This is a genomic window from Acinetobacter sp. WA-87, from assembly GCF_039938935.1.
Taxonomy (GTDB): Bacteria; Pseudomonadota; Gammaproteobacteria; order Pseudomonadales; family Moraxellaceae; genus Acinetobacter; species Acinetobacter seifertii.
Genome location: NZ_JBDUVF010000001.1, coordinates 99,268 through 111,910, shown reverse-complemented (window position 1 = coordinate 111,910; position 12,643 = coordinate 99,268). Strand labels below are relative to the sequence as shown.

The window sequence follows — 12,643 nt, the reverse complement described above, 5'->3', positions numbered from 1 at the left end:
TTTATGCGCCAATAAACGGCGCAAATGCACAAGGGTTTGCTACAATAATTTCCTATTTTAAACTGTTATAGGGAAGATGAACATGCTGTCTCGTGTGGTACGACAAATTTTACAAGCAACGGTTTATGATGTTGCAATTGAAACACCTCTCGAAGCAGCTCCACGAATTAGTCAAAAATTAAATAATACAATTCGTTTTAAGCGTGAAGATTTACAACCTGTTTTTTCTTTTAAATTACGCGGTGCTTATAACCGTATTAGTCAAATACCGAAAGACCAACTTGAGCGTGGTGTAATCTGTGCATCTGCGGGTAACCATGCTCAAGGTGTAGCATTGTCCGGTCAACGTTTAGGCATTCCTGCAATTATTGTTATGCCAAGTACAACTCCTGACATTAAAGTTCAAGCAGTTAAACGCTTGGGTGGCCAAGTTGTATTGCATGGTGATAGTTTTGATGTAGCAAATAAATATGCGCAACAACGTGCCGAAGTTGAAGGACTTGTATTCATTCCACCCTATGACGATGAACTTGTCATTGCTGGTCAAGGCACCATTGCAAATGAAATCTTACGTCAATGGCGTGATGTAGAATATGTGTTTGTTGCTGTAGGTGGTGGTGGCCTAATTTCGGGTGTAGCAGCTTACCTTGGTGAAGTTGCACCCCATGTGAAAATTATTGGCGTTGAATATGAAGAGTCTGCTTGTTTAAAAGCAGCACTAGAAGCCAATGAGCGCGTAATCTTGCCACATGTAGGCTTATTTGCAGACGGTACTGCTGTTGCACAAATTGGTGCTTTGCCGTTTGATATTATTCGTCTTCGCAAATCTGATAACTCAGGTCCAATTGTTGACCCAGACATTGTGACTGTAAATACAGATGAAATCTGTGCTGCAATTAAAGATACTTTTGATGAAAACCGTAGCATTGTTGAACCATCAGGTGCAATGGCGTTAGCTGGTATTAAAAAATATGTAGCTGAGCATAAAATTACCGGTAAAAACATGGTGTCGATTGTTTGTGGTGCCAACATGAACTTTGACCGCTTACGTTACATTGCAGAGCGTACTGAACTAGGTGAGCAACGCGAGGCAATTTATGCGGTTACGCTTTCTGAAGAAAAAGGCGCATTCTTAGGTTTCTGCCGTGCCCTACAAGGCCGCAATATTACCGAGTTTAACTACCGTGCAAATAACACAGATGAAGCCCAAGTGTTTGTGGGTATTAGCTTAAAAGGTGGTGATGCTGAACGTCATGAAATTTTAGAGCAGCTTAAACAGCAAAATTATGTTGTCGATGATTTATCTGATGATGAAGTTGCTAAATTGCATATTCGTTACTTGATTGGTGGTCATGCTAATCTGGACGATGAAAGATTGTTCCGTGTTGAGTTCCCTGAGCGTCCAGGTGCATTACTCACCTTCTTAACTCGTTTAGGCCCAACCCACAATATCACCCTGTTCCATTACCGTAACCACGGTGCTGCTGAAGGTCGCGTATTGGTTGGTTTACAAGCAACAGATGCCAAACAAAATCCAGATGGCTTAATCGAAACTCTAGAGCAAATTAGCTATCCATATGCAGAAATTACTGACAATGTGGGTTATAAGCGTTTCTTGAAATAATCTTTTTTTTTGATAAAAAGCCGGCAAATTTGTCGGCTTTTTTATAATTTAAGCTCAATATTTTTTTATATTTACATTGCTTGTCTTTATCTCAAAGAAAATTTCATTAAAAATAAAGCCCTAATTAAGTATAAAAGGTTATTTATGGCACAGTTCGCGGTCATCGGCTTGGGAAGTTTTGGAGCAACAGTTGCTCAAGAACTCACAAAATTAAATCATGATGTTATTGGCATTGATACAGTCAAAAAGAATGTAGAGAACCTTGCCGATGTTTTAACTCATGCGGTCATTGCTGATGCTACAGATGAACATGTACTAGATGAATTAAACATTCAAAATTGTGATGCAGTTGTCGTTGCAATTGGTGAAGATATTGAAGCCAGTATTTTATGTGTGCTGAATTTAAAAAATCTCGGTATTGATAAAATCTGGGTAAAAGCAAAAACTAAAGCCCACCACACAATTTTGTCTCACCTCAATATCAATAAAATCATTCATCCCGAAGAAGACATGGGTGTACGTGTTGCACAAGCACTCAATTACCCTATGGTGAGCCGCTACATGTCTTTAGATGATGATCACTATATTGTGAAAATTGATATTCCCGAGAAATTGAATGGCATTAACTTGTATGGAATTATGCAGCAAGCACCACAGGTTAAAACACTACTTGTAAAAAGACAGCAGCAAATTCTATTTGAAACTGATGAGACTTTTACCTTAAAAATGCATGATATTATTATTTTGGAAGGTCATTTACAGCAACTTAAAAAACTCTCACATTGTTTCTTATAAGAAAACGAACTAGAAAATATGTCTCTTAAACCTAAGCCACACAAAACACTAAATTTAAGTCCTCCATCTTTATTAGCGTTAGGGTTTCTAGCATTTATTATATTCGGCACATTGTTGCTTAAGCTTCCTATTGCCAATAACGGACATGTCAGCTGGATGGATGCATTATTTACAGCAACCTCAGCGGTTACCATTACAGGTTTATCTGTTTTAAATATTCATCAATCTTTTACACTTTTTGGGCAAGTCATTATTTTATTACTGATTCAGTCAGGTGGTTTAGGTTTTATGACTTTTGCCATTTTAGCCGCATTAAGTCTATCGCCTAAAGTAGGCCTTAAGCAACAAATGATGGCTCAAGACAGTCTCGGTCAAACTAGCCTCTCTAAAGTGACTTTTGTTGCAAAAGGTGTTGTCGCCTATACTTTTCTTTTTGAATTGATCGGAACCATAATTCTTACGACTGCATTTACACCTGCGTTTGGTTTTGCTCGCGGTTTGTATTATGCAATTTTTTATAGTATTTCTTCATTTAACAATGCGGGTTTTTCTTTATTTAATAATAGTTTAATGGGGTTCCAAAACAACTATGTAATCTGCCTTACAGTGAGTTTACTTTATATCTTAGGTGGACTTGGCTTTTTAGTTTTGATGGATATCAAGCAGAATAAAAAGTGGAAAAAACTAAGCCCCAATAGCAAACTAATACTTACAACAATAGCGATTATTAATTTAGTCGCCTTCATATTAATCTGGGCTCTAGAAGCGCAGAACCCACATACATTAGGAATGCTGAGTGTAGGCGATCAAGCTTTACATGCTTGGTTCCAAGCGACTGTTCCACGATCTTCAGGGTTTAATACTATTGATACAGGTGCAATGACCAATAGTAGTTCATTGGTTATGATGCTGCTTATGTTTATTGGTGGCGGCTCACTGAGTACCGCTGGTGGTATTAAGGTAGGAACCTTTGCGATATTGGTTTTAAGTGTACTTTCATTTCTAAGACGTACAGATGAAATTAGAGTCTTCAATCATTCTGTTTCTCATGAAACTACTTATAAGGCCTTAGCAGTTACTGCAATTACCAGCATTCTTATATTTATTGGGTTCTTCATACTTTTGCTTTTAGAACCGAAAGCTGACTTTATGAACTTATTATTTGAAGTAGTATCGGCAGCCTGCACAGTTGGACTCTCTCGTGGTATTACACCAGATTTACACAATGGTAGCCTATTTATCTTAAGCCTACTTATGTTTGCAGGAAGACTTGGACCTTTAACTCTGGCATATTTGATCGCCACACCTAAAAAGAGTCGCCTTAAACATCCTCAGGCCAACATTCAAATTGGTTAATAAAAAAAGCCGCTTTTACAGCGGCATTTTTTATCAGCTTGAACTTAGTACCAGTTCATGAGTGAAACACCCAAACCTGCATAAGTTGCGCGGTGGTTATAGTCAATTAAGCTTTCACCATATCCATTAAATAGCTGAAAGTGACCACGTAACTTACCACTAATTGGGAACGCCCAGTCAAACTGAACTGCACCATGAGAGTCATCACCACCTTTTAAAGAGTGGCGTAGCATTAAAGAGAAATCGTTATCTTTCCACTTATAAAAAGCAGTTAAATCCCCACGCCCAACATAATCTTCAATATCAGGATTGTTATCATCTTTGGCAGCTTCATTAATGCGTACCCAAGGACGAAGCATGACAGCAAAGTTACCACGCTCTAAGCCCACATTAAAAATGACACGGTTCCAACTACGAGATAAAGGATCTGAACGACCATTTGACTGGTGATTTAAAGTTACACCTAATAAACGACCATCTAAACCGAGCAACTCATAGTTTGTTCTAAACATTAAACTTGCTTCAGGCTCATAGTTCGTTTCACGGAAAGGACGAGATTCTTTAGCATTAAATGTCTGCCAACGTGAAGATTGCGTATACCCCACCCACAAATCACCATTGTTGCCAAAAATATTTTCCCAAGCTTTAGTTTTCAAAGAAATTTGAAATTTAGTTTCCGTCGATTTCAAATCTTGAGCTTCTTTAACAGTGTTATTGGGATTTGGACTACTTGGAAATTCATTTTTATCACTAGTCCAAAATACTGGTAGTAAATAGACAGGCTGATAAGCACGAATATTCCAAACACCGAGCTTACTCTTTTCAGATAACTCCCACCGTTGGTCTAGTAAAGAAGTAGTAGGCTCAATTTTTGGAGCCTTCCCTATTACTTTTATATTACTAACCGTATCTACAACCTTCTCTTTAAATGTTTCAGGTTGAACAGCAGGCTGATCAACTTTTTTAACAGGCTCTGGGACTGCTGCAGCTTGCAGAGCGGGCAAAGCCGAGGGTTTAAATACAGAGTCATAACAAGCTAGGCGATCAGCATTTGAAGCAAGGGCAACACATGCATCTACGGTCGCAGGTTTTACAGGGGCTAAGGTGTCAGCATATACCACCGACGCACATAAACAGCTAAGCAGGGTTCCCATACTTAGCTGTAATGATGTGCGTTCAAATTGTCTGAACGCCATGTTCATCTCCAATTTTTATTTTAATTAACTTGTTTAATTGTAAAGCCCAGTTGCTGCAATTCATCACGTTTTGCAAAAGGTGCAACCACAGCTTTTACAGGTGTTTGTTCAATTAAATATTGACGCACAACACGCTGTAAGTCTTCTAGAGTCACATGCAATAGTCTTTCACGTAAGGTACGGCGGAAAGCTGGAGTTCTTGCATGTAACAGTGCATAACATGCTGTAATTGCTTCACCTGCCGGTGATCCAGGTTTGTCCATACTTGCCACCAGACCAAGAATTGCTTCTTCAAGCTGATGAGGTTGTTGCTCTGTATTTAATAACCATTGCACGCTCGCTTCAAAGTCTTTAAACGTCTCAGCTAAACGTGGGTCACGGTAACTAAAGAAACGGAATGAACATGCATTTCCATCATAGCTAGCACCACCACCATAAGCACCACCTTTTTCACGAATAGCGCTGTGTAAGAAACCATTACGCAAGTAGGCTGCCAACACCATTAAAGGTGCTGCATCTGGATGAGACACTTCAACTGCTTGATATGCAGAAGCACAGAACTGAACATTGGTTTGAATTAACCAAGCTTCATGTTCGTTCGTATTTTCTTGCTCAACTTGGTTTAACTCAGCCGCTGCATTATCAACGTTTAATTTATCCCAAACGTTTTGAATTTCTTCAACCAAACGCTCTGACTGATGCTCTTCACATACCAATAAGAACTGTTTAGGTGCTTGCAATAATTTGGTATGGATATGCTTCAATTCAGCAATAAGTGCATCGTAAGCGGCATCGTCTTGAGTAATTTTAGTAACAAGCTCACCCAACCAGTTCAACGCACCTAAGCCAGTGTTTTGATAGTCGCGTTGAGCTAATGCACTCATATTACGAGAAGCAATCTGCATCGCATAACTATGACCAGCTCCTGATAAACGAGACTGCCAACGTGTCTTACGTTGCTGTAACAACTCAATAATGCGCTCTTTCTCATCGAAGCGAAGTTGTTCAAATGCTAGTTTTAATAAATGAATCGCATCGAACTTCTGAGTTAAAGATTTAGTCGTTAAAGTTAACCAAGCACTAATTTTGTCTTTATCGTCAACTTTACTGCGTAACGAAGCACCCATTCCCAAACCACCACTTACAGCTGTTTGTAAGTTTTGTAGTTCAAGATAGTCATACTCACCTGCACCAACTTCACCCATTAAGATAGAGAGTAAATTGAAATATGGTGAGCTAACAACATCATCAGGAATCTGAATGAGGACTTGTTGATAGTAAATGCCATTCGTTCCAGCATGATACAAATTCAACGGCGTATCCATTCGATTACAGATAATTTCACGCAATTGACCTTGTACAATATGCAAGTCAGCAGGAACGTCTTCTAGACCAACTTTAGGTAATAGCTCAAGATTGTCTGGTGTATCTTGACGTTGTTGTAATGCTTTGGTTTTAGCAACGATCTCTGCTTTGTCTTCTTCAGTAAGCTTTTCACCAATCGCAGCTAAACGTGCCTTTTCAGCTTCTTGCTCTTTTACAGACTTGGTTGCATCAGGTACTAAAGTCATTTGGACACGATGTGGGTTATCTAACAAATGTGTTTGAATTAAATTAGATAACCACATTGGGTCTTGGAGTTCTTCTTTGACCTGAGCAATGGCACTATCAACATCCCAGATCTGAATTGGGTCATTATGATGAATAGCACCAGTTAAACCATTTAAAATCAAACTTAAACCATATGGTGTACCGTCACCATTAATTTCACGTTGATGCAATTCGATTTGATGCAAAATCGCATCAACTAAAGCTGAATCAATTGGTTTTGCAGCTACTTCACGTAAAATATTTAAAACACCATCTTTAAAGCTTTCGGCATACTCTGGGTTTGAACCTTGAACACCACAGTAGAATGTCATTTCAAAGTTACTGTCATCTACGCCCATTAATGGACCAGTTGACTGAGCATAACCACAAGTTTCTAAATAATGACGTAGTGGCGACGCGGAGTTTTCAAGTAAAACACCTTCAACCAAACGCATACCTAGACGTAGTTTGATATCACTCGCTTGCGGTAACAACCAAGACAATACATGGTAAGTTTTATCTTTTAACTCATCTCCATCAACAGCATAGTTTTCTGTAACTTCTATAGGTGCTGTTAAACGTTTTTCTGGTTTTGAATATAAAGTTGTACCCGCAGCAAACTTATGTAGAGCTAGTTTTTCAAATTGCTCTTGTAACTCATATGCCGTTTGGTTACCGAAGGTCATAAATACCGCATTACTTGGATGGTAATGAGTTTTATAAAATTCGACTAACTGTTCATACGTTAAATCAGGAATATCTTTAGGATCACCACCTGAGTTGTAGTGATATGTAGTTTCAGGGAATAGATGATGAGCCAACTGGTGATAAAGCTGATCAGACGGTGCACTCATTGCACCTTTCATTTCATTGAACACTACGCCTTTATATACAGGCTGATCATTTTCAAGTTCAATACGAATACCTTCTTGAGCAAAATCAAGAGGATTTAAATTTGCTGAAAAAGCCGCATCAAGATAAACAGAGAGTAAGTTTTGGAAATCTTTCTTATTTTGAGTTGCAAATGGATAGGCTGTCCAATCTGCTGCTGTAAATGCGTTCATAAATGTATTTAATGAACGGCGAATCATTAAAAAGAATGGGTCACGAACAGGAAACTTTTCAGAACCACATAAAGCTGTATGCTCTAAAATATGTGCAGTTCCTTTAGAATCCATCGGTTGTGTTCTGAACGCAACAAGGAATACATTTTCATCATAATCAGTTGCCAAGTGATAATGCACCGCACCTGTGACTTTATGCTTATATTCAGACACTAAAATATCTAATGCTTCAACATGGTGCTGACGTAGCAACTGAAACGCAGGGTGAACAGTTTGAGAAATGGTTTCAGTGACATCTACAGTCATGTGATCTCCTAACATATCGGATAAGTGAATAAGTCTCATTATAGCCTGAGTCGGCTTGAGATTGGCGAACAAAAGCCAAGTAAAATACTATGTTTTTGTTGAGTATTAGTTTTCATGGGCATAGCTTTGATATCAAACACATAGCCCACGTGGTTGTATCCTAGCAGAACAAAACCTTTTAATACTATCTATATGCTATACAACACACAAAAAAGCTCATCATTTCGATGAGCTTTTTTTGATATTTGTTAATTAAAAACGATAGCGAAGTGCGACTTGTGCATTTAGCGGGTCACCCATCATGTTTGAATCATTTGCTCCACTATGACCTGAAACAAAGTAATCACGATCAAACAAGTTATTTAGGTTCAAGTTCACATCATAACGTTCACTTTGATAACCTAAGGCCGCATTTACAACAGCATAACCTGGTAAAACGTTTTTGTTATCTGGCGCGCTAAAACGTGATGATTCACCACGACCACCTACAGCTGCATACCAATGATCATTAATTTGGTATTTTAACCACAGATTAGCTGTGTTGTTTGGCGTAAGCGCTGAGTGATTATCCGTAAATCCAATAGTCGATTTTTCAATCTTACCATTCATATAAGAATAGCCAGCTAGCACGGACAATTGATCAGTCAACTGACCTGTTAATGAAAGTTCAACACCTTTGGTTTTTTGTTCGCCTGCTAACAGTGCTTGCGTTGGATTAGCTGGATCTTGATTTTGAATATTGGTTTGGCTCATTTCAAATAAAGCCAATGTCACATTCAATTGATCATTTACATCCCACTTTGCACCCACCTCATAATTTTCGGTTTTTGTTGGCTTTAAATCATCACTGTTTTGATAAAAAACAAATGAATCAGCCAAAGGCTGGAAAGAACGGTTATAAGAAGTATAGAGTGAAAGATTGCTTATTGGCTGATAGACCACTCCAATTCGTGGAGAATAAGTATTGTCAGTACGGTTTAAGTCTAAATTCGCGCTTGTTTTATCATCACGATCTTGAGATAAATTGTCATAACGTAAACCAACTAAAACTTTAAGCTGGTCTGTAACAGTCATTAAGTCTTGCAGATACACGCCGTAGTTTTCAAAAGTATTGCTATTGTTATTACGTGCAGCTGTAGTTCCAGTATTAATAGGCGCCCAGTACTCTAATTTAGGATCATATAAATCTGTAGTTGTTTTAGCACCTTGCCAAAGTATCTCATCTTTATGCTGCTTGCTATATTCAGTACCTATTAAGGTACTATGCTTTAAGAAACCTGTATTAAATAAAGCGCTCAACTCTTGTTGAACATATACACCATCTTCATTCCGCAAGCGTTTATTTTGAGTCAAAGTAATTTTTGACTTATCAGCAGGATGCGTATCAACACTATATTGACGGTCTAATGAGTAGTTATAGTGGCGAACTGCACCATGATATTTGAGTTGATCATTAAACTCATGGTCTAAGCTGATAGTTTGACTTGAGATTTCAGTGTCAACATCCCCAACTTCTTTACCGTTTAATGCACCATAAAAAGTTTTAGGATTTGTTTTAACAGGTTTACCTGTAATTGGATCTGTCGGGAAGCCTTGATCAGCTAAACGATCATCATGCAAATAGTCAGCCTGAAGTAAAAGTTTAGTTTTATCGCTAATATCCCACTGTACTGATGGAGCCACCGCCTGACGTTTTAAAAAGGCCTGATCACGATAACCATCTGAATCTTCAACTGCACCAGTTAAACGAACCTTAACATTCTCTGCTACTTTTTCATTCACATCGACTTCTGCACGGCGTTGACCTGTAGTACCACCAATCAGGCTCACTTCCCGCAAAGATTGATCCATTGGTTTTTTATTAATTTTATTGACCAAACCACCCGCCGAACCACGCCCATAAAGTACAGAGGCAGGTCCTTTTAATACTTCGATTCGTTCAACATTCGACATATCACGAAAATACAATGCATCATCGCGAATACCATCTACATAATTATCTGTGATTGCTGAGAAACCGCGAATCATGACCTGATCACGTTGTCCATCCCCGACACTAAAGCTTAAACCAGCAACGTTTTGCAAGGCACCTTGCATAGAGGTCACTGTCTGCTCTCTTAAAATTTGTTTCGGTACAACATTTACAATTTGAGGAACATCTTTTAATTGCATAAGTCCCTTAGTGGCACTGGATGCTTGACCTACTTCTTGTTTTAAACTTTTTTCCTTCTCAGCCTTTACTGAAATTGTTGGAAGGTTGGTTACAGCCTGTGAGTCTGCCTCTGCGGCATATACATGGCCTGTTATAACCCCAAATGATGAAATAAATAAAATAGAACGCTTCATGTAAGTTCGCTACGAATAATTTCAGGCGAAGTTTCAATGAAATACTATACATTTGTAAATATTATCAAGAATCATTATTAATTGATAATATTTATTAAAAGGATTGTTTCAATAGCCTAGTCAAAACATACTTTGTCTGCTAACCGCTGAATTACCTGAATTTTATTCAACAAACTACAGCAAATGTGAGCAATGGTGTAAACTTATAAATCTGATTTTTTACTCTGTGACAACACATATGACAACTGTAGATCTTTTTGCAATTGGTAATGCATTAATCGACCAAGAATTTAAAGTGTCTGATGATTTTCTTAGTCAGCAAGGCTTACAAAAAGGCACAATGCAGTTGTCTGACGGTGAAACACAATCTGCTTTATATGAAAATTTAAAGCAAACTCAAGATTACAAAGGCCAAGCAAGTGGTGGTTCTGCTGCAAACACAACTGTAGCCTTTAGTGCATTAGGTGGTAGCGCTTTTTATGGGTGTCGTGTTGGTCATGATCAATTGGGCGAAATTTATCTACAAGGTCTAAACGAAGCTGGCATCCAAACCACTCCTAAGTCAATCAGTGAAGGTGTAACAGGTACCTGTATGGTACTTATTAGCCCAGACTCTGAGCGTACCATGCATACTTATTTAGGTATTACGGCTGAACTTTCTCATGATCAAATCGATTTTGAGCCGTTAAAAACAGCAAAATGGCTCTATATTGAAGGTTACCTCTCTACAAGTGAAACAGCTCGTAAAGCAGTAAAACAAGCACGAGAAATTGCAAAAGCTCACGGCGTTAAAATCGCTTTATCTTTATCAGATCCTGCAATGGTTCAATATGCCCGTGAAGGCCTAGAAGAACTGATGGATGATGGTGTAGATTTATTGTTCTGTAATGAACAAGAAGCTTTAATGTATACCAATACGACTACCGTAGAAGATGCACTTGCTCAATTACGCTTTAAAAACCACACCATTGTGATTACACAAAGTGCAAAAGGTGCTTTAGTTGCAAACCCTACGCAACATTTTCATGTGGCAGGTCGTCATGTCGAAGCTGTAGATACAAATGGCGCTGGTGATGCTTTTGCAGGCGCATTCCTCTATGCATTAAACCATCACGAAGATTTAAATGCTGCTGCACAGTTAGCCATCCTAATTTCTAGTGAAGTTGTGTCTCAATTTGGTCCTCGTTTAGCCATTAATGACTATGCTAAACTTCTTGAAAATTTTCAGAAGGAATGTGCTTGAAATGGAAAGGATCTGTATGACGGAAGAAGTTCCTGAGCGTGAAGCTAGAGCTTTTGACACTTTACAAGGAACGACTATTTTCATTACACAGCGTGATGGCTCATTCTATGCTTATCAGAATTTATGCCCACATTTGCAAACAGAACTTGAATACTTAGAAAATCAATTTCTAGATCAAGACCAAGAATATATTCAATGTTCTACTCACGGTGCTTTATTTAACGTGGAAACGGGTGAATGTATATCAGGTCCTTGTTTAGGTGATTTTTTAAATAAAGTTGAGATTAAAGTCCATTCAGATGGCGGTATTTATATCGTAGACTAAGATCATCAACATTAGAGTTTCTACCATGGCTGATTTCTTTTTTAATTATTATCTTATGCCATTTCATTTAAGTGTTGTGGCTTTGATATTGCTCAGCGTGGTAGAAACCATTGGTATGTATATTGGATTACGTCCAAGCCAACTACTTAAAAAAATTGCACCCGATTGGCTTACTAACTCCCCATTACTGAATGTTAAATTTTCTAAAGCTCTAATTTTCGTTTTTTTACTTATTAATTTCAGCTTTGCAGGTTATTTCTTACAACTCTCTTTCTTTGCAATACAGCATTACTTTATTACTCCTTTTTATTTAATTATTCCTGCACTGGTCATCGCAATCTTTTTTACTGTATTCATGATCCACTGTCTTGACCAAGTGATTAAACCAAAGCTCACTCACACCAATTACAATCTGTTAGGACGACTAGCAACTATCTCAAGTGGCAGTGCTAGACCAGGTTTTTCAGCTCAAGCACGCGTAAGAGATGAATTTGGTCAACTACATTATGTTCAAGTTGAACCAGAATATGGTGAATTAGAATTATATTCACAAGTAATTTTAGTGAGAGTTCAAAAAAGCCACTATCTTGCAAAAAAGATTTCGATGTCCAACGACTTATTTGCACCCGACTAATTTTTATACTTTTATACCCTTTTTAAGATTTATCAAAACAATATTTTTTATGGATGCTCTTTCTTAACTGAGTCATATCCACTCCCTTCTATTTGTTCATTTTTTATTTTAAACCAACCAAAACACTCAGAATAAAAAATAACCAAGTATTTTAGTTGGATTTA

9 protein-coding genes are annotated in these 12,643 nt (G+C 38.0%); 6 read left to right on the top strand and 3 right to left on the bottom strand.

The window, feature by feature from the left end; translation table 11 throughout:
• Nucleotides 1–76 precede the first annotated feature (76 nt).
• The 3 genes from ilvA (at nt 77) to ABFY81_RS00550 (ending at nt 3,775) form a co-directional block, all read left to right on the top strand.
• A complete protein-coding gene (gene ilvA / locus ABFY81_RS00560; RefSeq protein ID WP_347912763.1) occupies nt 77–1,624 on the top strand; it encodes a threonine ammonia-lyase, biosynthetic in 1,548 nt (515 codons plus the stop codon).
• A gap of 144 nt (nt 1,625–1,768) precedes the next feature.
• Nucleotides 1,769–2,419 carry a TrkA family potassium uptake protein gene (locus tag ABFY81_RS00555; protein WP_049066688.1) on the top strand — a complete coding sequence of 217 codons (651 nt, stop codon included), beginning with the start codon at nt 1,769–1,771 and terminating at the stop codon, nt 2,417–2,419.
• 18 nt (nt 2,420–2,437) lie between these two features.
• A complete protein-coding gene (locus tag ABFY81_RS00550) occupies nt 2,438–3,775 on the top strand; it encodes a TrkH family potassium uptake protein (RefSeq protein WP_039249846.1) in 1,338 nt (445 codons plus the stop codon).
• 44 nt (nt 3,776–3,819) lie between these two features.
• On the opposite strand, the gene ABFY81_RS00545 is transcribed toward ABFY81_RS00550, so the two are convergent.
• From ABFY81_RS00545 to ABFY81_RS00535, 3 genes are all read right to left on the bottom strand, one after another.
• A complete protein-coding gene (locus ABFY81_RS00545; protein ID WP_347912762.1) occupies nt 3,820–4,971 on the bottom strand; it encodes a phospholipase A in 1,152 nt (383 codons plus the stop codon).
• Nucleotides 4,972–4,991: 20 nt separating this feature from the next.
• Nucleotides 4,992–7,931 carry an insulinase family protein gene (locus ABFY81_RS00540; RefSeq protein WP_347912761.1) on the bottom strand — a complete coding sequence of 980 codons (2,940 nt, stop codon included), beginning with the start codon at nt 7,929–7,931 and terminating at the stop codon, nt 4,992–4,994.
• A 252-nt stretch (nt 7,932–8,183) separates the two neighbouring features.
• Nucleotides 8,184–10,277 carry a TonB-dependent siderophore receptor gene (locus ABFY81_RS00535; protein WP_347912760.1) on the bottom strand — a complete coding sequence of 698 codons (2,094 nt, stop codon included), beginning with the start codon at nt 10,275–10,277 and terminating at the stop codon, nt 8,184–8,186.
• 238 nt (nt 10,278–10,515) lie between these two features.
• On the opposite strand from ABFY81_RS00535, the gene ABFY81_RS00530 reads away from it, so the two are divergent.
• From ABFY81_RS00530 to ABFY81_RS00520, 3 genes are read left to right on the top strand one after another with little or no spacing between them, the layout of a single operon-like run.
• Nucleotides 10,516–11,520 carry an adenosine kinase gene (locus ABFY81_RS00530; protein WP_347912759.1) on the top strand — a complete coding sequence of 335 codons (1,005 nt, stop codon included), beginning with the start codon at nt 10,516–10,518 and terminating at the stop codon, nt 11,518–11,520.
• A 16-nt stretch (nt 11,521–11,536) separates the two neighbouring features.
• The gene (locus ABFY81_RS00525) at nt 11,537–11,845 is read left to right on the top strand and encodes a Rieske (2Fe-2S) protein (RefSeq protein ID WP_004701295.1); all 309 of its coding nucleotides are present in this window, start codon (nt 11,537–11,539) and stop codon (nt 11,843–11,845) included.
• A 25-nt stretch (nt 11,846–11,870) separates the two neighbouring features.
• Nucleotides 11,871–12,479: an OB-fold-containig protein gene (locus tag ABFY81_RS00520; RefSeq protein WP_004701294.1), complete on the top strand. Its 609-nt coding sequence runs from the start codon at nt 11,871–11,873 to the stop codon at nt 12,477–12,479.
• Nucleotides 12,480–12,643: the final 164 nt, after the last annotated feature.

Coding starts and splice junctions, on each gene's coding strand:
- ABFY81_RS00520 (WP_004701294.1), top strand. CDS start 11,871: ATGGCTGATTTCTTTTTTAATTATTATCTTATGCCATTTCATTTAAGT.
- ABFY81_RS00535 (WP_347912760.1), bottom strand. CDS start 10,277: ATGAAGCGTTCTATTTTATTTATTTCATCATTTGGGGTTATAACAGGC.
- ABFY81_RS00540 (WP_347912761.1), bottom strand. CDS start 7,931: ATGACTGTAGATGTCACTGAAACCATTTCTCAAACTGTTCACCCTGCG.
- ABFY81_RS00555 (WP_049066688.1), top strand. CDS start 1,769: ATGGCACAGTTCGCGGTCATCGGCTTGGGAAGTTTTGGAGCAACAGTT.
- ABFY81_RS00550 (WP_039249846.1), top strand. CDS start 2,438: ATGTCTCTTAAACCTAAGCCACACAAAACACTAAATTTAAGTCCTCCA.
- ABFY81_RS00525 (WP_004701295.1), top strand. CDS start 11,537: ATGACGGAAGAAGTTCCTGAGCGTGAAGCTAGAGCTTTTGACACTTTA.
- ABFY81_RS00545 (WP_347912762.1), bottom strand. CDS start 4,971: ATGGCGTTCAGACAATTTGAACGCACATCATTACAGCTAAGTATGGGA.
- ilvA (WP_347912763.1), top strand. CDS start 77: ATGAACATGCTGTCTCGTGTGGTACGACAAATTTTACAAGCAACGGTT.
- ABFY81_RS00530 (WP_347912759.1), top strand. CDS start 10,516: ATGACAACTGTAGATCTTTTTGCAATTGGTAATGCATTAATCGACCAA.